Genomic DNA, 22,263 nt, shown 5'->3' on the forward strand with positions numbered 1-22,263 from the left:
GGAAATCAGACCCCATATGCCCAGCACGTGCAGTAAAAGAACAACAATAAAAGCGCCAGCTACAACAGCCGTACCGACCTCCAGATCATACCGCTGAGCTTTCTTCCCTTGCTGTTCAGGCTCATTTGTCATGTCAGTTCTTCTTTATCATAACCAGCCACAAGCATCTTCTGCCTCTTCGATATCTTAAACAAATGCCCAGCAATCTTGTGCAAAGGCATGGAAAATTCTGTAAAAAAGAAAATTCACGCACAGAGCATAGCGGGCACGCAGCTCTATTCACGCTTGAATCCGACATGGTGCGGCCAGAAAAGCCGCATCCATCCCTTTTTGCATGTCTTTTTGTGTAAGAATTTTTTCTTCCAGAAGAATCTGAGAAACAGTTTTCCCCTCCTCCAGAGCCTGTTTTGCAATACGAGAGCATAGATCATACCCTAACGTAGGCAAAAATCCTGTTAAAATTCCTGTACTATTATGAAGGTTTGTTAAACAGTTTTCTTTATTGGCTTTAATCCCAGAAACACATTTCTGGTTTAAAATCTGCATTGCATTTTTCAGATATTCTATCCCATTAAACAGACAGTGGCAGATAGCGGGTTCAAACGCATTCAACTGCAACTGCCCGCCTTCAGCACACAACGCAATGGTCGTGTCATACCCGACAACCATATAGGCAACCTGATTAACCATTTCTGGAATAACCGGATTAACCTTACCGGGCATAATGGAAGAACCGGCCTGTACTGAAGGCAAAGATATCTCGCTTAACCCCGCCCGCGGCCCACTGGACAACAGTCTGAGGTCATTACAGATTTTAGATAACTTGAGAGCTATGCTTTTAAGCATGCCAGAACAGGCAACAAACGGCCCAACATCAGATGTAGCTGCCACCAGATCCGGCGCAACCTGCACCGTAAAACCACATAAACCGGAGAGCGTATGGCAGACCATTGAGCCATAGCGCGGGTCACAGTTAATACCGGTTCCAATAGCCGTTCCACCTATATTGAGAATGGATAGGTCTTTTATCTGTTTTTCAATACCTGTAATAAATGGTTCAAGTATTCTTGCAAAAGCCAAAAACTCCTGACCCAATGTCATGGGAACGGCATCCTGCAACTGAGTTCTGCCAATTTTTAAAACAGATTTGAATTCCTCCGCCTTCTCCACCATGCCCTCAACCAGAGCGGCGAGAGCAGTCTTGAAGTCATACAGCAGAAAACAGAGAGAAATTTTTACGGCCGATGGATAAATATCATTTGTAGACTGGGACATATTTACATCATCATTAGGATGAAGCTGCGCATAATCTCCTTTCTCATACCCAGCCAACCTCAGACCTACATTGGCGATTACTTCATTAACATTCATATTGGCGGAAGTTCCAGCACCGCCTTGCAATACATCAATATTAAAATCGTTTTGGTATTTATCCGGATAAGAGAGTATTTCCTGACAGGCCTGTTCTATCCAGTCTGCTTTTTCCGGCGACAGAAAGCCTAAGGCGGCATTGGTTTTTGCAGCGCTCGCCTTGATCAGCAAAAATGCGCGTATGAACTCGGGGCATCGGCCAATCCCCACCCCGGTGACCGGAAAATTATCCAGCGCACGTTGTGTATGCACGCCCCAGTTTGCGCCATGCGGCACAGCGCATGCACCAAGACTATCCTCTTCCACGCGCTGATCAGGAAGGTGTTCTGTGATAAGTTCATGGCGAGATGGCATGATGATTATCTTTTTAAAATATTGATTGCAAAAAATACAGTATGGGAAGAATTACCCTCCCACACCGTCATATACTCAGGAAAATATCCACACTTTAGAAATCAAGTGATGTTTTGACGTAATACATTCCACCGTTAAACCCGTAAGGGGAATACGATGCATACTTGGAAAGACCCTGCTGCGTATTGGCAATGGAACTTGGCACGCGGGTTGGGTATTTATTCCCCAGATTATTGGCCCCTACCCCAATGCTCCAATGCGGCATGACCTTGTAGTTAATTTCCATATTGGTAATAAAACCGGGGTTTTGCGTAAAGGGTACCGCACCAGCCCCCGTTGGAGCTGCCATGTAAATGATAGAGCCGTAACGCATTTCCTGCACAAAAACAGACCATTTCCCCATTTCCCAATTCACGCTTATCTGTTCGCGGTTTTTGGGAGCGGAGTGCAGGACCATCATCTTGGTGTATTCGTTAACAAGACTGTCCTGAGCCGAACGAATTTCATTATCCGAGAAGTTAACACCCAGCGCAAAGCGGAACTTACCCATGTTTTTAGTATGCAAGGTGTAATCCGCACTCAGATCCCCACCAAATGTCTGGGTATTATAAAGATTGGCATAATAGGAAATAGACGTAGCCGTAGAGAGATTCGCGGCATCCAGAAGCGCTTTAAGTGCCGTATCATTCGGGTCAACAGAAAAAGACTTTGTGCTGCCCATGCGGCCATTAATGGCAATGTAATACAGATTTCCAGTCACATGAAAATCATCTACAGGTGTTGCATCAATACCGATGGAATAGCTCCGCGAGTATTCACCTGACATTTTGCCTGCACCAAAATACTTGGCCACGTCACTGCTTGATGGCACCTGATCGACCGTGTAACCCGGGTAAGGCGCAGAGTAGAAGTAAGACAGCGCACCCAGAGTTGGCGGACGATACCCAGTATTGATGTTGGCCCGAACAGCCCAGCGCTTGTTAAAGTTGTAGCGCGTGCCAACAGACCCGGTTTCTACCGTGGCCATGTTGCTATAACTGGCAACACGCCCCCCCAGTGTCCACTCCCACTTTTTGGTTACGTAAAAATCCAGGTTGATATTGCCTTCGTAAATATCGCGGCTTTGATGTGTCGCTGACATGGGCACGTTACCGGGATGATCGGTCGCACCAAGCCCTGACCAAGATGCCTCCTCCCCTTCCGTCATCTGGAACGTATCATGCCGATATTCTGCGCCAAAACGCAGGTTGATCGGCCTTGGTGCCCAACTGGGACGGAACGAGCGGGACCCACGCAGGCCCGCTGTCATTTCGGATGAAATGGAAGCCCCATCCTCAAACGATGTTTGAGTGCTATCGGGGTAGGACACGTTTTCAGAATCCATGGTACGATAGTTCTGCTTGTCCCGCGCGTAGGTTATGTACGCATCCCATGCAAAACCAAATTTGCGGGCCTTGATCCCGTTGTCAGTCTCAAAATCATACTGGTCCATGCCAATATACGGCTGATTACCATCGGGGTACAAATTAGTGTTGGTCCACGAGCTGGTCGCTGAGCGGTAAGTTTCCGCCACATTGGAGCGACGGTGCGAAAATGTGGACGTGCTGTAAAAATTATAATCACTGATCAGCGGTACAGACATGTTTTCGCTAATCGTTTCCAGCGTAGATTTTGGAGTACCCAGACCACGCTGAATATCACGATCGGCTGTCTCATTCCGGCCGTCGTTAAAAAGAGTTCCGTAAAAATCACCGCCACGCGTTGTCGGCTGCTGGTGCGTTACCTGAGCCGCAAGGTCCAGATACCCGCCATTATGCCCAAGGGCCATGCCATAATCTGCCGATCCATCCAGCCCCTGGCCATCGCCTGCATAATAACCACTATTTTTAAAGTTAATGCTGCCACCATGCGTATTGTGCTTGAGCACAATGTTTACAGCCCCTGCAATGGCGTCCTGCCCATACAGGGCCGATGCCCCTTCCGTGACCACTTCAATATGATCGATGGCAGAAATGGGAATAAGCGAAATGTCACTTGGCTCACTCCCCCAGTTGGTGCCTGAGTTGGAGTTGAAGTTGGCACCAATATGCCGCCTGTGCCCGTTAACCAGAATAAGCGTATCATCCGGGGACTGCCCGCGCAGCTGCATGGTCTGCACAAAGGAGCTTGCACCACCACCGGGCAATGCGGCCGTAGTAATGGCCGGATTAGCCTGTGCAAGGGCGGAAAGAACACTGGTCTGACCGGTTTTCAGCAGTTCGGCCCCGGTTACAATTGTAACCTGAGTAGTGCTGTGCCGTGGAGTTGAGGGCGTAAACACTGAATTGACGGAATGCCCACCCACATCAATCGATTCCGATGATGCTATAAGAGCCGCATTTTTTTGCGTGCTGCTATTTTCGTCTTGGAAACAAGAACTGTTTTTGTAGCGCTCTTACCTGTTCCTGTGGATGCAGATGCCGGATGAGCAGCAAACACCTGCTTTGCCGGGATCAGGGCGCCCAAAGCAACACCTGCGACAAGGGAGAGTTGGAATCTGGAAAATTTAGCCATCGCATCACCTTTAAAAGCCGGTCAGGCCCGCATCATTTCATTATCGTTATGATACGTTTCCGTGATGTTTTGGCGTCATACTGATTATTGATATATCGCTTACTCTAGCAGGGTCCGTTTTTATATTTTTGAAAAACAAGTCTGTTATAAAAGAAAAAAGTCCATGCCCAGAAAGCATGAACTTTTCCTATCTGGGTAGGCATCACCCATATAAATCTGATAATCCTCGCATCTGTCATTCCATGCAGATCGACTGGCGAACAGTTATCAGGGAGATACATGCGGCCACAAGTAGGGAAATGGCACATGCATACCATGCAGCATTAAAACTCCCTGTGTAGGAAACAACATATCCTGTTACAATGGGCGCTGTCAGGCCAATAGCATTGCTGCATGTCAGGGTAACACCTGTTACCGATCCTATTTTACTCCCGTCTTCCAGCATGTCTGCAAGCATGGCCGTATTGGCTCCATTGGCGGCTATAAGGCAGCAAAGAGAAAGAGACAGGACAACAAGAATCGGAAATTCTTTGTGAAAAAAAGGTAATATACCAATAACAGAACTTCCAACAATGCATACCGCAACAATATACCGCCGATGGCTAGGGGTCGCATTGGTTCTGAAAACCGCTCCCTCCAGAACACGCCCCAGAATAATGGCACCCACGGCCCCCAGCACATAACACCCAGCCGTACCACTGCCCGAATGCAGCACATCTATGTGCAATTCATGCATAAGGTACACAGGAACCCATGACATAAGCAGAAAATTGAGAAAGTTTTGTGTACACTGGACCGAAAGGATACCGCAGAACGTACGGGATTTGAAAAGTGACAGAACCTGCGGAATGGAAATTGGTCGTGGTGCCGCCTTTTCTGCCCCGACCTTGTCCCGATAGATAAGCCACCATGCCATTGACCAGACAAAGCCGATCATACCCAGAAATATAAACTCGTACCGCCACCCCATTTTGGTAATCAGATACGCCCCCGCCAGAGTACCACTGGCAAGCCCTAGCTGCATTCCGGTTAAGAGAATGGTCATAACCGTGCCACGCTCTTTGCTCTGCGCCCAACCACGTACAATAGTAGCACCCACACCAAACGTTGGGGCTTCCCCCACACCCAGCAGCATACGCGTTGCAATAAATTGTGAAATATTCTGCGCCATTCCTCCTAGCATCATAGCGCCAGACCAGACCGAAACAGCCAAAGAGCCCACCAGCCTGGCCCCCACAATATCAAGCATGATGGTTGATGGCAGATTAAGCAGAAAATAAGACCATAAAAAGCTGGATGACACCCACCCCATCTGCACGGAAGACAAGGAAAACTCCCGCCCCAGATCCGGCAGTGAAATGGAAAGGGCTGCCCGATCACCATAGCTGATGACATACATAAGAAAGATCATGAAGAAGAAGACGTAACGAGATGTCTGCCTGCCCTGCCCCTGCACGCCCTCCCCCTTGTCGCTGGGAGCAAAAGACGACAGGGCAGCAGGGTGATGATTCTGTTTTTTGTATGCTGACATTTTACAAACACCTGTGTGTTATCTGCCTCATGATGCAGAAAAAGAATTTTCAATGGCGTGCAAAAACGCTTTGTATTCAAGCTTGTTTTTTAGGGGCGTTTTTTTCATGCCGCAGCATCCACAGGCCTGAACCAATAATCAGGAATCCACCGGCAAACATCGCTATACCGGGCACTTCCCTAAACCCGAGCCACCCGATCAACCCCGCCCAGATCAGGCCCGAATAGGTAAATGGACCAATGGCCGACACCTGCGCCGATGCAAACGCCTCGGTCTGTAAAACCTGTGCAATACCGGCAAAAGCACCAATCGCCACCAGAGCAAACACTTCGGGCAAGGTCGGTTGTTGCCAGACAAATGGTAGAGCTACAGCCGTAGAGACCGTCATAAGAATTGCCTGCCACATGGCAATGGTCGTGCTTTTTTCTGTTGTGGAAAGCTGCCTTATCTGCATTGTCGTCAACGCACCAACGCCACCTTGCGCAAGGGCTATACCATAGGCCCAAGTAGGCACATGCACCGCACCGCCATGCAGCAGCCCCTTGCCTGCACCAACGACCACCACCCCTACGAACCCGATGGCCACGGCAATCCATCTTTGCAAAGATGGCTGTTCGTTCATGAAGGGAATGGAAAGCAGGATTAAAAACAGAGGCTGTGTGTAAGACAGAACCTGCTGCTCGGCCAAAGGCAGATGGGTGACGGCAACAACAGTCATGACCATGCTGATAAGCCCCACAACCGAGCGCAGCACATGCCCGGAAAAGTGGTGCGTTTTCAGCACTATTCCCTTACGCGATGCAATGAGCACAACAAATGGCAGGGAAAAGAGATTTCTGAAAAAAACAATTTCCAGAACAGAAAGTGAAGACCCTGTGAGCTTTTGCAGGGCATTGAGCATAGCCGTAAACAGGGTTGCCAGCGACAGCAGATAAGCGCCACGAACAAGGTTATGCTTCATATTTGTGTCGCCCTCATTCCATATTCCACAACTACCGCCTGCCGTTTTATTTTACTCCAGATATTATTCCGGTATCAAAATATTATGCTTGCAGTATTAGATTTCAAGCCTTGCACCAAACCTGCGCGGCCAATCAGTCCGGGCGCAGGATTTTCCCGCCAGCCTCCATAATTTGTGACGCAATAGTCCGCGCCAGAACATCTGACCCCGGCGTGTCACTATGGAGGAGAATGGAGCGCGTCTTTATTGGCAGCGCTGTTCCATCCTGCGTAATGACGCCACCTTGTTTGAGAAAATAACCAATTCGTTCACGCATTAATTCTGGTGCGTGAATAACCGCGCCGGGTTGCCCCCGTGGCACCAGAGTTCCATCTGCCCGGTAAGCCCTGTCTGCCAAAAAGAGGTGCCTGACCCGCAGGCCCGCTTTTTGCGCTGCTTTTTCTATCGGATGTCCCGCCATGCAGAGCATGACAAGGCTGGAATCAAGCCCCGCGATAACCCGCGCCAGCCTGTCTGCCAGGTCCTGATCACTATTAGCCATGGTACCAAAGGCGGCATGGTAGCTTACATGCTCAACACGCACACCATGGCGGGTGGCAATACCTTTTAATGCACCAATCTGGTAGGCCAGCATGGCTTCCATTTCTTCAGCACTGACCGCCATATCCCGCCGCCCAAACCCCATTAGGTCAGGCAGACCGGGGTGAGCACCAATAGCAACATTATGTGCTTTGGCCGCACGTACCATCCGGTCCATAATCAGGTGATCACCCGCATGGTAGCCACAGGCAATATTGGCGGAGGAGATCAACGGCATCAGCGCATCGTCATCCGCAATACGCCACCGGCCAAAACCTTCACCAATGTCAGCATTCAAATCAATTTTCATGCTTGTTTTCCGGCCTGCCCGGCTCCTCTCCGGCTAAAGGATTTTCTGTAAAGCTCTATGTTTTTCCGTGCGTTCTTCAGATATTCTTGGACATTTTCCGCAGCAGCCAGACCTTGTGCATGCGTGCAGAGTTGCAGCCGGACAAAACTCCCTATACGGGCCTGCGCCAGACGCCACAGATCTGCCTCGATCACTGTGGCAATCCGTGGGTAGCCCCCAGCGGTATTGGCGTCCGCCATCTGAATGATTGGCTCGCCCGATGGAGGCACCTGAATGATCCCGGGCACAACCCCATAGGAGCGCAATTCCACCGGCTCCCTCATCCGCAGAGTGCCCCCCTTGAGCCTGTAGCCCACACGGTCACTCTGCGCGGTAATCTGCCAGCCGATTGCGCCAAATTCCTTAAGGGAATCCCCAGCAAACAACATATAATCTGTTGCAGGGATAACCCTGAGAACGACAGTTTTTTCGTCTGTACCTTCTGCCTTCAATGCAAGTGCCTGAGCCGGGGGCACAAGCCCCACTTCGTCCACACAATAAGGATTGCAAAGTGGCAACTCATCACCTTTCTGTAACGGGCGACCTTGCCAGCCACCAAACCCACCCCGGAGCTGCGTGCTACGCGATGCAAGAACGACGGGAACGTCCAGACCACCTGCAATGCACAAATACATCCGTGCACCAGCAACCGGCCGCTCGATACGCAGAACGTCCCCTTGGCAGGCACAAAGCGCAAACCATGGCAGAACGGGTTTGCCGTCCAATGTTATGGAAGCATGACCACCAGTGACGGAAAAACCTGTTTGGCTGCCAAATCTTACAGAGAACGGGAATGTCTGAATTTCAATACAGGCGGCCTCTGCCGGGTTATTGAGCAGCATATTCCCGCATTGCAGGGCAAGCCTGTCCATAACACCAGACGTGCTGACCCCAAGGTGGCGGTAGCCCAGACGCCCGGCATCCTGCACGCTATTCAGCATGCCTGTTTCCAAAATCCGGATCACAACTCTATACTTTCAGCATGGAACCGGAGCGTATCACCCACGGCAAACAGGGCCGGTGGCTGCCGCGTGGGGTCAAACATCACCAGATCCGTAAACCCTATGGAATTCCAGCCATTTGGGCCTGTAAGGGCAGAGATACCCGCTTGCGGACCGCCTATGGTAACCGTTCCTGCCAGCATTTTGAGCGATGGCGTTGTCTTGCGCGGTGTGGCAAGCCTTGGGTCCAGCCCGTGCAGGTAGCCAAACCCGGGCACACTGCCTACAGCGCAGACCGTATAAACAGGGGCCTGATGGAGCGCGATAACCTCGTGCGGGGATAAGCCTGTATGCAGGGCAACACTCGCCAGATCATGCCCCAGTTCCCCGCCGTAGCGGACACCAATGTCAAACTGACGCCCTTTGATGTGCTTTTCCGGCAGATGATCCCACGCACGGCGCAGATCCGCTGCCACCTCATCCGGGCATTCAGGCGGGGTGGAAAATATGAGCATGAGGTTGGTAACACCCGGCATGACCTCAGCCACATCCGCACGCATGGAGCCACGTCCATAAGCGCCCATATCCGCCGCTGGCATGCCAGAGTGAACTCCCCCGGAGCCTCAAAAAGCATGGCGCTGGTGCCAATCATGCTAATCGCAGGCGCACCGTCAACCACAGCCGTTACAGAGGCAATGCGCTCCCCGCACTCAACCACAACAACGGCTCCAGTGCACCCAGCCTGCCCTACAAACGGGCAGGCGGCATACGCATGCGGCATGATGTAAAGAACGTGTCACCAGAAGCTTTCCCGGACCTGATTGTCTATATCGTGTTCGCAACGATATGACCGTGGGGCCTGCCTCCGCCAACATTATATGAATGTAAGGGCATACAATAATCTTATGACCCGGCCACTCAGCCGCAGGCATTGAATCTTCTTATGACGCAAGACCAAACGCATCTTGGTCAAGCAAACATTTCATCTCTAATCTGAAACAAATAAAGGAATATCGCCCATAATCTCAACACGGTGCGATAACACATTTATCGGGGTATCTCGCAGCATGACCATACAGCCTTATCATACAGCACTTGTTACCGGCGCATCCTCGGGTATTGGTGCTGCCACCGTACGCAAACTGCGTGAACTTGGGCTGGAGGTGCACGCAGTCGCGCGGAATAAAGAACGTCTTGAAGAACTGGCAGCAGAAACAGGATGCATAGTACACGCTGCCAGCGTGGCTGACTGCACAGCAATGCAGAAGATTTTTGACAACGTGGACATTGATGTTCTGGTCAACAATGCAGGCCAGTCCCGCACAGGCAATATTGCCGACACAACCGAAGACGACGTGGACGCGCTTGTTGATATTAACCTGCGCGCCGTCCTGCAACTGACCCGCCTTGCCCTGCCGGGCATGATGGTGCGTGACCGTGGCCATATCATCAACATCAGTTCCATTGCGGGGCATTATGCCTTTGCCGGGGGCAATACGGTTTACCACGCAACAAAGGCGGGTGTGCATTCGCTCTCGCAGCAGTTGCGCTGTGACCTATATGGTAAAAAAATCCGCGTAACCGAAATTTCTCCCGCACGCGTGGAAACAGAAGTCTTTGGCCGCCTTATCGGGGATATGGAAGAAGCACAGCGCCGCTTCTTTGCCGAATATGACTCCCTGCTCCCCGAAGATCTGGCAAACGCCATTGCATTTGCCGTAAGCTCCCCCCAGCGCATGAATGTAAGCTTTATGGAAGTTCTGCCAACCATGCAGGTTGTAGGCGGGCTGAACTTCGCCAAAAAACCACTGGCACGCCCTGAACCGCCATGGACATTCAAGCGCTCAAGTCCCTGATTGACCTGTTTTCTCAAGCACCATTACAGGAACTTGACGTTTCGGATGGTGCATGCACGCTCAGGATCACGCGGACTGCCAGGCATGCCCCGCTCCATGGCGCGGCATGCCTGCCCCACCACCCCACCTCTGCACCAGAGGTGGACATTGCGCACACGCCACTGCCAGCAGAATTACCTGCTCCAGCCCCAACGGGGGAACACATCCTGCGTGCTCCCCTGTATGGCACGCTCCACCTAGCCCCCTCCCCCGATGCCCCTGCCTTTGTATCTGTTGGGGATACGCTGAGTATAGGCCAGCAGGTGGGACTGATTGAAGCCATGAAGGTCTTTACACCCATCAAGGCAACATGTGCGGGCAGGCTGGACGCCGTCTTGGTTGAGGATGGTCAGGAAGTGGAGGCCGAGCAGCCCCTTATGAGGCTTTCATGACAGAACCTAAGAATTTCCAGCGTGTTCTTATTGCCAATCGTGGCGAAATTGCACTGCGCATCCAGCGAGCCTGCCGCCAACTCGGGCTGGAAACGGTTGCCGTGCACTCCGAGGCAGACGCCCAGAGCCGCCATGTGCAGGAAGCCGACATTGCCCTGTGCATTGGCCCCAACGCGGCCGCACGCAGCTACCTGGATGTCGAGGCAATTATTCTGGCAGCCCGCCTGACAGGGGCTGGCGCCATTCATCCCGGCTACGGTTTTCTGTCCGAAAATGCGGATTTTGCCGAGGCCGTGGAAGCCGCAGGCATACGCTTTATTGGGCCAACCCCTGCCGCAATCCGCCTGATGGGGGATAAAATTACCGCCAAACAAACCATGCAGGCAGCGGGTGTGCCCTGCGTCGCTGGTTCGGATGGCCCATTGCCGGAGGACGAACAGAAAATTCTCGCACTGGCCGAGCAGGTGGGTTTTCCTGTTATTGTCAAGGCATCAGGCGGGGGTGGCGGGCGTGGCATGCGTGTGGTCTGGCAGGCTGATGACCTGCTCAAAGCCGTAGCACTCACCCGCAAGGAAGCCCAACAGGCATTTGGCAACCCAACCCTGTATCTGGAAAGCTTCATGCAGAAGCCCAGACATATCGAAATTCAGGTCCTATGCGATACGCACGGCAACGCCCTGTGGCTGGGCGCGCGTGACTGTTCCTTGCAACGACGCCACCAGAAAGTGCTTGAAGAGGCACCTCCCCCCGGCATTCCGCCAGAACTGATTGCCAAAATCGGGCAAAGCTGTGCGCAGGCATGCCGCCACATTGGATACCGTGGGGCTGGAACATTCGAATTCCTGTACGAAGACGGCGTTTTTGCGTTTATTGAGATGAACACGCGCCTACAGGTAGAACACCCGGTTACAGAGGAAACAACCGGGCTGGATATCGTCTGCGCCCAGATTGAAATTGCTCAGGGCAAACCGCTGAGCCTGCAACAGGCAGATGTGCAGACCATCGGGCATGCCATTGAATGCCGGATCAATGCGGAAAACCCCTTTTCCTTTGCGCCCTCGCCCGGCCTTGTCACACAATGGACGCTACCGGGTGGGGCGGGTATTCGCATGGACACGCATATGGCGCAGGGCTGCACGGTTCAGCCTTATTATGACTCGCTCATTGCCAAGGTCATAGCCCGCGGCGCAACCCGGACCGAAGCCATAAACCGCCTGCAGGTCGCCCTTGCCGAAATGCAGGTGGAGGGGATTGAAACAAACATCCCGCTCCATCAGGCTATTTTGCAGGATACAGGTTTTTTGGAAGGTGGCGTGGACATTCATCACCTTGAACACTGGCTGGAAAAAAGGTCTCACCCTTGATGGAAAAGCCCATAACGCTCCCTGCGTTTGAAGCACTCCCCACACCGCAGGATCTGGCCCAGATCACCCGCTGGCTGCAACAGGCTGGCCTGCATGAACTGGAACTGACAAATGCACAGGGTCTACGCCTGCGCCTTGTCGCCAATACGTCCGCTCACTCAGTGACCTCGCCCTCCCTGCCGTCAACTGCCCCAACCGCACCCGCCAAGCCCACATCAACGCCTGTCCTTACACCCTATTTTGGGCATTTACGTTTACAGGATGTGGTGACAGACAAGGCTTTTGTCACTGTCGGCCAGACAGTGCAGCAGGGGCAGACCGTGGGCATGCTTGATCTGGGGAGCATAACCGTGGCCATACCGGCCCCCGGCAATGGCGTGCTCAGCAGTATCTGTGCTCAGGAAGGTGATCTGGTGGGGTATGGGCACAGCATTGCCTTCATAACTCCCTTATAATCTTTTGCTCCTTCCCCTGCCATTGCGGCAGGGGGAAAAAGCAGAAGCCGCGCTTATTTAAGCCCTGCCACAAAGTCCGCAATACGGCGGCAACCTTCTGTAAGAACATCCACACTGGTTGCATAAGAAAGGCGAAAGAATGGGCTCATACCGTAAGCCGTTCCCTGCACGGTAGCCACCTGCTGCTCCTCCAGAAGCCCCATGACAAAGTCTGTATCGGTTGCGATCTGCCGCCCGGCGGCCGAAACCTTGTTCAAACAGGCACGAATATCGACATAAACATAAAATGCCCCCTGCGGTTTGTGGCAGGTCAGGCCAGGAATGGCATTGAGCAGGTCCACGACCAGATCGCGGCGAGCCTGATACTCCAGTGCCCGCTCGCGCAGGAACTCCTGCGGGCCTTCCAGCGCAGCAATCGCCGCAGCCTGTGCAAGGGTATTGATTCCACTGGTGGACTGCCCCTGCATATTGTTCATCGCGGCAATCAGTTTTGCTGGCCCACCACAAAAACCAACCCGCCAGCCGGTCATGGCATAAGCTTTGGAAACACCATTGACTGTCAGCACCCGTGGCTTCAGTGCCGGTTCTACCTGTGCGATCGTGCAGAATTCAAAATCGTCATAAACCAGATGTTCGTAGATATCATCGGTCATGATCCAGACATGTTCGTGCTTGAGAAGGACTTTTGCAATTTTCTGCATCTCTTCCTTCGGGCAGCAGGCACCTGTGGGATTGTTGGGAAAATTCAGAATAACCCATTTGGTCTGCGGCGTAATGGCGGCATCCAGATCCTCTGCCTTTAAGCAAAAACCATTGTATTCGTGGCAAGGCACCTGCACAACACTGGCGCCCGCAAGGCGGGCCTGATCTGCATAGCTGATCCAGTATGGTGTTGGCAGAACAACATTGTCGCCCGGATTGCAGGTGGCCATAATGGCATTAAAAATAATCTGCTTTCCGCCATTGGCTACCAGAATTTCGTCCAATGCGTAATCCAGATTATTCTCACGCAGGAACTTGGCTCTTACGGCGCGTTTGAGTGCTGGTTTACCTGCCTGCGGCGGGTATTTTGTATCTCCCGCACGCCCTGCCGCCACTGCGGCTTCCAGCACATGCTCAGGTGTTGGAAAATCCGGCTCACCGGAGGATAGGCTAACAATCTGCTTGCCTTCCGCCTTCAAGGCAGAGGCCTTATCCGTCATTGCAGCCGAAGCAGAAATGGCAATTCCGTTCAGTCGATCGGCAAAACCTGGCATGGTATGCATACTCCCGCAGCTCCCCCTCCAATAGAAAGACAGCCTGTATAAATGTGATATCGCTTGAATTTACCTCACTGCCAGCTTCCCTCGGTAGCGGTTAAAAACATCTGGCCCCATAGAAGAAAGCTATGGAATGATTTAAATTTTTACATAAGAACAATTCCAGATGTGCTCCTTAAACAGCTCACCCAAACCCGGTTTATAAGTATTTATTTCAATCACAATCAAAGAATTATGAGTAAAAGTATTTAATTTTATAGAAATTGTTATTTTTGCATTTTATTGACTTTATTCCGATATATCATTAAAAATTATAGCTGTTCCGTCGCAGGGAGTGCAGCGCATTGGACATCAGGCGTTTACAGGCGTTCGTAAAAATTATTGATGTTGGCAGCATTTCGCGCGCCGCAGATATTCTCAATATTGCCCAGCCTGCACTCAGCCAGCAGCTTGCATCGCTTGAAACGGCTTTTAAGCAAAAACTCCTGATCCGCAGCAAAATGGGGGTCACGCCGACTGCCGCCGGGCTGGAACTCTACCGGCACGCGCAGACCATGAGCAAACAGCTTGACCGCGCCATGGAAGAAGTCAGCAACGGCACCGGCCCACTGGTTGGCAAGGTTTCGGTCGGGCTTTCGCCCTATTGTTCCGGCTCCTCCCTTGCGCTGGGTCTGTTACAGGAGGTCCGGCAGAAACTGCCCAATATCACGCTCCATCTTTCGGAAAGTTTTGACGATATTTACAGTGAGATGGTCATGACCGGCAGACTGGACATGGCAATCATTCACGGGGCGGGGCCGGTCAAGGGTGTTAATTTTATGCCCTTGATGAAAGAGAATTTTTTTCTGGTCGCACATGCCGACTTCGGTTTTGGCACAGACACGGCAACGCCTGTCAAATTATCTGATCTGGCACAAACGCCACTTCTGGTACCACCTGATTACAACTTTGTTCGTAAACGGATCAACGTCGCTTTTGCGCGCAAACAGATTGTTCCAAACATTGTTGCAGAAGTGGAAGCCCTGTTAACCCTGCGCGACGCCGTGGCCGCAGGGCTGGGCTGCACCATTCTGCCATGGGCTGTAGCGAGCAAAATTGTCGTCCCCGGCCAATCACTTATTTATCCGCTCAGTAGCCCGATCATTCAGGAAAACGTCTCTCTGTGCATTCCTGAAAGCATCCCTGAAACCGAAGCCGGGGTTGCCGTCAGGGAGCTTCTTGTGCTTCTGGCCCAACATATGGTGACCTCTCAGAACTGGCCCGGCACACAAATGGCGGACCCTCCCCCCGCCGGATAAGCCCCACCCCGCTACGGGAGCCGACGGGGAACCCCATATATTATTGCGCTGCCACAACACCATCGTTTGCTTGCCTGCCCCAGTCCACAGCACCCCTTGCATGCAAGATATGATCTGGCTAACGCGAATGATTTGCGATAAACAGCACGCATGTCCTCTCGCACGCACAGTTTGACTTACCTGATGGCCTTCTGGCCTCTGGTAATGCTTGCTCTTATTGCGCGCCTGACTTTTGGTGGTCTTGCCTCCCCTACTGCGCTGGTGGATGACCCGCTTAAAAACCTTACAAAACTCAGTATTCTTTGTGACGACCAGTCGCCATCCCCATCCCCCGATGGGCAGCATCATCACTCCACCAATCCAGAAGACGACAGTTTTCTTCTTTCCGAAGCTGCTGAACTTTTACTGCTCAGCGTTGCGTTCTGTCTGTGTGTGGCGCTGGCTATTTGCGACAACCCTCACGCCTGGATGTTCGCGCCCATTCGTGGGCCACCCGCGCCACAACGGACGTCCCTCTGCCCGCAGGGACCACCTGCCTGACCTGAATTGAAAACGCCGCTCACACGCATTGGCCTGTGAGCTTTTTGTGCTGTTTATTCAGGTTTAAACCCCATGTTGTATACTCATCACCTGTCACGCCCGTTATGCGGGGTGGCAGTGCTTGTCGCGGCACTTGCCACACCTCATGCTCGCGCAGAAACGGAACATACTCCAGCACTTACCGCACGTGAGCATGTTCCTGCGCACGCACACAGGCCCCGCAAAGCGACCAACACAACGGAACATATCCTCGTCACAGGATCAAACCATGCATCAGCCCTGACGCATCCGGCGGGCCAGACAACTTTTAGCGCTGACAGACGCGATTTTGGGAACCAGGTTGGCCAGAGCGTTGCGGATATGGTGGTCACCATTCCCGGTGTCAGCTTTACGCAGGGGAATGGACCACGCGATACCAACATTTCCATTCGCGGGTCGGGCGACCGCCAGTCATGGGGCCTAAAAAATATTCAGGTGCTCGAAGATGGTTTCCCCATGACCCAGCCAGACGGCACAGCACGCGCCGATCTGATTGACCCGCACGCCTATCAGGGCGTGGATGTGTTTGAAGGCCCGGCCTCCACCCTTTACGGCAATTACGCCATAAACGGTGCCATCAACTTCCGCACCCGCAAAGGGGCGGATATTCACGGGCTGGAACTCGGCTCCGATTTGGGCAGTTTCGGGATGTTTAACAACTATGCAACCCTTGGTTTTGGCAACAGACACTACGACCTGATGATCTTTGGCAGTGACGTGCGCGGCAACGGATTTATTGCCAACAGCCGTTATAATACCTCAACAGAAAACATGCGCCTTCGCGTTAACCTGAGCGCAACAGACCGCCTTATTCTCAAATTTGTAAACAACGTAACCGATGCATTTCTGCCCGCAAGGCTCTCGCTCAACCAGTATCGTGCCAACCCCTACCAGCAAGGATGCGCGCAGGCTGCCAGCGCGGCTGCGGGCTGTGCATCCGTTAGCCTGCTGGTCAATGGCCGTTACGGCACAAAGGAGGCCATGAGCCCCGAAGCCGCAGGCCTAGGCCGTTTTGACCGACGAACGGTTGTCGGGCTACGCTGGGAGCACGACTTTAACAGCCAGACCACATGGCACAACCAGTTTACCTATGACCAGCGCCACATTGACCAGCCGACTTCTCCTACCGTTTACGTCGGCCCTTATAATTCCTACGCAGTCAGCAGCGATATTACCAACCATGCCCAGCTTGCAGGCAGAACGTTGGAGACATTCGGCGGGATAAATTTTGATTATCTCGACTTTGGGTCACAGACGTACAACGTCATGCCACTGGGTGGCGCAACCCGTGGGGCCATGAGTTCACAAAGTTATGGCCATCAGTGGAACCTTGGCGCCCGCTTTCAGGAAGACTGGCATTTTGCTCCCGACTGGCACGCAGTTGTCGGGCTTGGCGGCACATATTCCGACATTGGCGCGACTGAAACACTGTATGGTTACTCCGCCACAACAAGCAGCCAGCGGGCCATTACTGCCAACCGCTTTTACTTCAACCTCGCTCCAGAAGGGGCCTTGATCTACACCCCGTCCAAAAACTGGACGCTGCACACCCGTGTTGGCACGGCTTACGGCACCCCATCCTCCTCCAACCTGTTCATCACGCCCGAAGCACTACGGCAACAATACGCAGCTACAAAGCCAGACAAGTGTCGGTATTGACCTTGGAGCAGACTGGCACCCGTCTTCCAATATCAACATTCAGGCAACGGGTTTTTACGAGTTTTACAAAAACGAACTGGTCAGTCAGTCGGCTGGCATCAACGCAGTAGGTTCCTATACATTCAATGCCCCTGCATCCGAACATCGCGGCGTGGTACTTGGCGTGGAGTGGAAACCACTCCCCCAAACCCTTTCTGGCGGTCGGATCAAGCTAAGCTATACTTACGATAATCAGATTTATACCAATTATACCGAAACACTTTCCAACACGACCCTCTCGCGTAGTTTCAGCCGCGCAGGCAATTATATTCCCGGGGTTATTCCCAATTTTCTCAATGCCCGCTTTCTTTACGATCAGCCTGATGGTCTGCTGGAGGGGCTGGGCGGTTATGCGGAAGTCACCTGGCGGGATTCCTACTGGCTGGACAACGCAAACCGCCTAAAAGCACCCGGCTACACCCTGCTGAATCTTGAGGTGCATTATAACCCACCAGCCCGGCTAGGATGGGCACACCGTCTGCACTGGTATTTTGAGGTACAGAATGTTGCCAACCAGACGTATATCGCAGGTGCCAGCAATATTAGCGACAAACTACAATCCAACGGACAGCAGGCAGATGCTGCCACACTCATGAACAGCACAGGCTCAATCTACGCAGGCTCCCCACGCGCGTATTTTGGCGGTGTGCGGGTTCGGTTCTGAGGATAACACCATGACCAGATACCTGACTGCACTCTGGCCTGATCGCCGCACGCTCTGGCGCTGGCATTTTTTTGCCGGGTTATGCTGCCTGCCGTTTGTCGCTTTTTTGTCTGTCACAGGCACCATCTATCTCTTCAAACCACAGATTGATGCGTGGATAGACTGGAAATATGACCACCTGCCAGCAGCCGTCTCCCCCTCACCCGAGGGGGAGGTGCATGCAGCCCTTGGGGCTGTCCCAAACAGTGCTTTTCTGGCTTATGAACTTCCGCATTCCCCACACAGCGCGGCAAGGGTTCTGTTAACCCGGCAGGATGGACAGGCCGTGCGTGTGTACGTCGACAGAAACACCCATGCAGTGCTGAAAACCATACTGGAAGAAAGCAGGTTTGAGCGTTTGGTCTTCCGGCTGCACGGACAGCTTCTTTTAGGGAATGCTGGTTCCATCATTATGGAAATGGTCGCATCATGGACCATTGTTCTTGTTATCACGGGCCTGCTGCTCTGGTGGCCACGTGGCGGGCAGAGACTAGCAGGTATTGTTTACCCTCGGCTTGGAGTAGACAGCCGAACCCGCTGGCGGGACCTGCACGCCGTAACAGGCGTGTGGACCTCTGTGTTTCTGGTATTGTTTCTGGTCTCTGGTCTTCCATGGTCTTTTGTATGGGGGCATGCGCTGCAATCGGTTGAAAATACGGTTGGTCGCCTGACATCCGTCAAAGACTGGGAGATTGGCTCCGTGCCAGCAGCCACGGTTATTGCGGGACATCTCCTCACACCACCAGCATCTGCTCCGGCACCAAACACAATGGACATGCCGGGAATGGATATGCCCGACACACCAGCTCCTGCTCCAGAACAACGCCAGTTGGCAGGGCTGGACACCGTTGTGCAGGCGGCCTCTGCTCTCGCATGGCCAGCCCCGGTTCTTGTAACCCCATCTGGCACGCTCTGGACCGTCCGTTCGGACACACAGAACCGACCATTGCGAGAGAGCATGACAATAACACCCAACGGGCACGTAACAGCCCATGCTACCTTTGCTCAGAAAGGCATCGTGGACCGCATAATTGGCTATGGTGTTGCCGCACATGAAGGCCAGCTTTTTGGCTGGGCAAACCAGATCATGAACATGCTGATCGCAGGCGGTTTATTACTGATGAGTAGTGCTGCCACCTTATTATGGCTCAAACGCAAACCCGCCGGGGCGCTGGGCGCGCCTCCGGCCTTGCACTCACAGAAAAACGGCTTTGCAGGCATGGCCCTGCTGATGGTTCTGGCACTTGTTCTGCCAGAACTCGGTGCATCTCTGCTTATTCTGGCTCTGGCTACCTTGGTCATGAAGGCGCGGCGCAAACCCTGAAGTCAGGACGGCGGCAACAGGCGCTTAAGGTCTGCTGCGATCTGATGGGCGCTGGAATCAACTGGTATCATACCGGCAAGGTGGTTCTGCCCGTCCATCAGATACAGCAACGAGCTATGATCGACGAGATACCCGGCCCCATCCCCCGAACGATGCCTTGCGGAGACATGAAACGCCTTCATGACCGGTTGCAGTTGTGCCTCACTGCCTGTCAGGCCAACAATCCTTGGGGAGAAGCGCTGTACGTAATTCTGGATAACCTCGGGCGTATCCCGCTCAGGATCAACCGAAATAAAAACCGGCGTAACACGCCCCCCCTGCGCACCAAGTTCATCAAGTGCTGCAGAAACCGTTGCCAGAGTCAGGGGGCATACATCCACACAATGCGTGTAGCCAAAATAAAGGAGCGTATAGTGGCCGTAAAAATCGGCTTGTGTACGCGTTTTCCCGTATCCATCAACCAGAGTATAATCCCCGCCAATGGGTGCATGATGCTGAGATACCAACACGGCGCGCAGCCCGGTCGCCCCGGCCAGCAGAACCAGAACAGCACCAAGAACGGGAAGTATTTTTTTCCATTCCTGCTTGGTGGAAGTGGATGTTCTTCGAATGGCGGTGTTTGAACGGTTCTTCGACTTCATGCCCGGAGAATAGCAAATCTGGTCTGAAATTTCATTACATCACACGTCTTTTCTTACAGCCGCAGATATTCAGCCTTATGCCCTGATTTTAGGCACCAGATACTTACCCCTGCGCCAGACTGCCTGACGTTACCCACACGTAGAAAAAATTTTACCCACTCGTTACCCACAAAGCTATGCGCCTGCATGAAACAAAATAAGAACGCGCAAGAACACAAAAAGCGCAAAAATCCCGGAAGATCAAGGCTTTTGAGAGCTTATAAGAATGTCTGGGAATGAGGGTTGGCGGAAGGGGTGGGATTCGAACCCACGGTACGCTCTCACGCACGCCGGTTTTCAAGACCGGTGCCTTAAACCGCTCGGCCACCCTTCCTTACCTGCTTAGGTGGAGGTCTTATAAACAGGATGTACCCCTTCTGTCCAGCGGTGCAAAGCGGGAGAGTTCACCTTGCAACGCTTGCCCTTCCCGCCGTGGAACTGTAGAAGCCCAGACAGAATAGCCATTCCTCATCAGGAACCAAGTATGAAACAGCAGGCAAACCTGATCCGCGCCGGTCAGGTCATTGAACATGACGGTCGTCGCTGGACGGTATTGAAACAGCAGATCATTACCCCGGGCAAGGGGGGGGCGTTCATTCAGGTTGAAATGCGCGACCTCAAGACCGGCAACAAAACCAACGAACGCTGGCGCACCGCCGACACGGTAGAACGTCTGATGACCGAAGACCGTGAATATCTGTATTCCTATACAGATGGTGAACTGCTGGTTCTCATGGACCCGGAAACATTTGAACAGCTTTCCGTCCCCGTGGACCTGCTGGGCGATCAGGCTCCCTTCATTCAGGACAACATGACCATCAACCTGCATCTGGTTGAAGGCGACCCGGTTGGCATTGACCTGCCGCCGCATGTTACGCTGGAAGTGGTTGAGGCTGACCCGGTTGTTAAGGGCCAGACCGCCAGCTCCTCCTACAAGCCCGCAATGCTGTCCAATGGTGTAAAAACCATGGTGCCGCCGTTTATCGAAGCGGGTGAACGCATTGTGGTCCGCACGGAAGACGGCTCTTACGTCGAACGCGCCAAGGACTGATTTTTTCAGGTTTTTTCTCTCCAGAGCAGGACTTAACTACAGTGGCCATGCGTCTCTCCCCCGTCATGATGGTGATGCAAACCGCAGCACAGAAAGCTGCCAAGCGTCTCCTGCGCGATTTTAACGAAGTCGAGCAGCTTCAGGTCAGCATCAAGGGGCCGGGTGACTTTGTTTCCCAGGCGGACCTGCGTGCGGAACAGACCTTGCGCGAAGAACTGGAGCGGGCCCGGCCGGGCTACGCCTTCCTTATGGAAGAATCCGGGGAATCGGGCAGCGAAAACTGGACATGGCGCTGGATTGTGGACCCGCTTGATGGCACATCCAACTTCCTGCACGGCATTCCGCACTGGGCCATCTCCATTGGTCTTCAGCGCCGCCTGCCCGATGGCAAGGTGGAACTGGCTGCGGCCCTGATCTACAACCCCGCAGCGGGGGAAATGTTCTGGGCGGAAAAAGGCAACGGGGCGTACCTCAACGAACGGCGTATCCGTGTTTCCGCCCGCCGGGACATGCACGAATCCCTGTTTGCAACGGGTATTCCCTTTGCCAAGGTTCCCGCCCGCCAGCGCCTGCCTTTTGCCCGCGTGCTGGGCAACCTGATGCCCCGCGTTGCTGGTGTCCGCCGCTTTGGCGCGGCGGCACTGGATCTGGCATGGGTCGCTGCAGGTCGTTACGAAGGGTACTGGGAATTTGGCATCAAACCATGGGATTGCGCCGCTGGTATTCTCATCGTGCGTGAGGCCGGCGGTCAGGTCACCGACTGATGGGGGTGAGCTTGATGACCTGCCCGATGATGTGATGATTGTTGCAGGCAATGGCCACATGCACGGCAAACTGCTGGAAATTGTTGCCGACAGCCTGAAAAACCCCGAGTAAAATCCGGTTTTCCCGCAAACCCCGCCGTGCGCTGCCCGGCGGGGTTTTGT

At 53.1% G+C, this 22,263-nt stretch carries 17 protein-coding genes, 1 tRNA gene and 3 pseudogenes; 10 read left to right on the plus strand and 11 right to left on the minus strand.

Features of this window, described 5'->3' with window-relative positions:
- Positions 1-279 precede the first annotated feature (279 nt).
- The 8 genes and pseudogenes from JCM25146_RS09015 to pxpB form a co-directional block, all read right to left on the minus strand.
- Positions 280-1,725 (minus strand): aspartate ammonia-lyase, encoded by a 1,446-nt coding sequence (locus tag JCM25146_RS09015; RefSeq protein WP_025827438.1) that lies wholly within the window; start codon positions 1,723-1,725, stop codon positions 280-282.
- 94 nt (positions 1,726-1,819) lie between these two features.
- Positions 1,820-4,069 (minus strand): TonB-dependent receptor plug domain-containing protein, encoded by a 2,250-nt coding sequence (locus JCM25146_RS18405; protein ID WP_242401027.1) that lies wholly within the window; start codon positions 4,067-4,069, stop codon positions 1,820-1,822.
- Positions 4,070-4,089: 20 nt separating this feature from the next.
- Positions 4,090-4,278: a hypothetical protein gene (locus JCM25146_RS23755; RefSeq protein WP_242401028.1), complete on the minus strand. Its 189-nt coding sequence runs from the start codon at positions 4,276-4,278 to the stop codon at positions 4,090-4,092.
- 235 nt (positions 4,279-4,513) lie between these two features.
- Positions 4,514-5,689 (minus strand): MFS transporter, encoded by a 1,176-nt coding sequence (locus JCM25146_RS09025; RefSeq protein ID WP_081774812.1) that lies wholly within the window; start codon positions 5,687-5,689, stop codon positions 4,514-4,516.
- 196 nt (positions 5,690-5,885) lie between these two features.
- Positions 5,886-6,770: a DMT family transporter gene (locus JCM25146_RS09030; RefSeq protein ID WP_025827442.1), complete on the minus strand. Its 885-nt coding sequence runs from the start codon at positions 6,768-6,770 to the stop codon at positions 5,886-5,888.
- Positions 6,771-6,903: 133 nt separating this feature from the next.
- A complete protein-coding gene (locus tag JCM25146_RS09035) occupies positions 6,904-7,659 on the minus strand; it encodes a LamB/YcsF family protein (protein ID WP_025827444.1) in 756 nt (251 codons plus the stop codon).
- On the minus strand, positions 7,656-8,663 hold the full coding sequence (locus tag JCM25146_RS09040) for a 5-oxoprolinase subunit C family protein (RefSeq protein WP_025827446.1): 1,008 nt from the start codon (positions 8,661-8,663) through the stop codon (positions 7,656-7,658). The genes JCM25146_RS09035 and JCM25146_RS09040 overlap by 4 nt, the downstream gene beginning before the upstream one ends.
- A pseudogene (gene pxpB, locus JCM25146_RS18410) lies at positions 8,660-9,291 on the minus strand (5-oxoprolinase subunit PxpB). The gene JCM25146_RS09040 and the pseudogene pxpB overlap by 4 nt, the downstream one beginning before the upstream one ends.
- A gap of 415 nt (positions 9,292-9,706) precedes the next feature.
- Here pxpB and JCM25146_RS09050 point away from each other — a divergent pair.
- From JCM25146_RS09050 to JCM25146_RS09065, 4 genes are read left to right on the plus strand one after another with little or no spacing between them, the layout of a single operon-like run.
- Positions 9,707-10,495, plus strand: a complete 789-nt coding sequence (locus tag JCM25146_RS09050) for an SDR family oxidoreductase (protein WP_025827448.1) — start codon at positions 9,707-9,709, stop codon at positions 10,493-10,495.
- Positions 10,468-10,926 carry an acetyl-CoA carboxylase biotin carboxyl carrier protein gene (locus JCM25146_RS09055; RefSeq protein ID WP_025827451.1) on the plus strand — a complete coding sequence of 153 codons (459 nt, stop codon included), beginning with the start codon at positions 10,468-10,470 and terminating at the stop codon, positions 10,924-10,926. The genes JCM25146_RS09050 and JCM25146_RS09055 overlap by 28 nt, the downstream gene beginning before the upstream one ends.
- Positions 10,923-12,290 carry an acetyl-CoA carboxylase biotin carboxylase subunit gene (gene accC, locus JCM25146_RS09060; protein WP_025827452.1) on the plus strand — a complete coding sequence of 456 codons (1,368 nt, stop codon included), beginning with the start codon at positions 10,923-10,925 and terminating at the stop codon, positions 12,288-12,290. The genes JCM25146_RS09055 and accC overlap by 4 nt, the downstream gene beginning before the upstream one ends.
- A complete protein-coding gene (locus JCM25146_RS09065) occupies positions 12,290-12,745 on the plus strand; it encodes an acetyl-CoA carboxylase biotin carboxyl carrier protein (RefSeq protein ID WP_025827454.1) in 456 nt (151 codons plus the stop codon). Before accC ends, JCM25146_RS09065 begins: the two co-directional genes overlap by 1 nt.
- Positions 12,746-12,798: 53 nt before the next feature.
- Here the strand turns inward: JCM25146_RS09065 and JCM25146_RS09070 are convergent, their stop codons facing one another.
- On the minus strand, positions 12,799-14,001 hold the full coding sequence (locus tag JCM25146_RS09070; protein ID WP_025827457.1) for a pyridoxal phosphate-dependent aminotransferase: 1,203 nt from the start codon (positions 13,999-14,001) through the stop codon (positions 12,799-12,801).
- A gap of 347 nt (positions 14,002-14,348) precedes the next feature.
- On the opposite strand from JCM25146_RS09070, the gene JCM25146_RS09075 reads away from it, so the two are divergent.
- The 4 genes and pseudogenes from JCM25146_RS09075 to JCM25146_RS18420 all read left to right on the plus strand — a co-directional run bounded on the left by JCM25146_RS09075 (position 14,349) and on the right by JCM25146_RS18420 (position 19,606).
- Positions 14,349-15,302, plus strand: a complete 954-nt coding sequence (locus JCM25146_RS09075; protein ID WP_025827459.1) for a LysR substrate-binding domain-containing protein — start codon at positions 14,349-14,351, stop codon at positions 15,300-15,302.
- 150 nt (positions 15,303-15,452) lie between these two features.
- On the plus strand, positions 15,453-15,842 hold the full coding sequence (locus tag JCM25146_RS09080) for a hypothetical protein (RefSeq protein WP_025827461.1): 390 nt from the start codon (positions 15,453-15,455) through the stop codon (positions 15,840-15,842).
- Positions 15,843-16,073: 231 nt separating this feature from the next.
- Positions 16,074-18,243, plus strand: a pseudogene (locus JCM25146_RS18415) (TonB-dependent receptor family protein); the annotation flags it as partial.
- Positions 18,244-18,253: 10 nt separating this feature from the next.
- Positions 18,254-19,606, plus strand: coding sequence for a PepSY-associated TM helix domain-containing protein (locus tag JCM25146_RS18420; protein ID WP_051544175.1), 1,353 nt, complete (start codon positions 18,254-18,256; stop codon positions 19,604-19,606).
- Between the two features lie 2 nt (positions 19,607-19,608).
- On the opposite strand, the gene JCM25146_RS09095 is transcribed toward JCM25146_RS18420, so the two are convergent.
- Together JCM25146_RS09095 and JCM25146_RS09100 are read right to left on the minus strand one after the other, a co-directional pair.
- Positions 19,609-20,247 (minus strand): SCO family protein, encoded by a 639-nt coding sequence (locus JCM25146_RS09095; protein WP_025827464.1) that lies wholly within the window; start codon positions 20,245-20,247, stop codon positions 19,609-19,611.
- Positions 20,248-20,530: 283 nt separating this feature from the next.
- A tRNA-Ser gene (locus JCM25146_RS09100) sits at positions 20,531-20,620 on the minus strand.
- Positions 20,621-20,770: 150 nt separating this feature from the next.
- Here JCM25146_RS09100 and efp point away from each other — a divergent pair.
- Together efp and JCM25146_RS18425 are read left to right on the plus strand one after the other, a co-directional pair.
- Positions 20,771-21,337 (plus strand): elongation factor P, encoded by a 567-nt coding sequence (gene efp, locus JCM25146_RS09105; RefSeq protein WP_025827465.1) that lies wholly within the window; start codon positions 20,771-20,773, stop codon positions 21,335-21,337.
- A gap of 47 nt (positions 21,338-21,384) precedes the next feature.
- A pseudogene (locus JCM25146_RS18425) lies at positions 21,385-22,213 on the plus strand (inositol monophosphatase family protein).
- Positions 22,214-22,263: the final 50 nt, after the last annotated feature.

It is taken from the genome of Acetobacter okinawensis JCM 25146 (genome assembly GCF_000613865.1).
GTDB lineage: Bacteria > Pseudomonadota > Alphaproteobacteria > Acetobacterales > Acetobacteraceae > Acetobacter > Acetobacter okinawensis.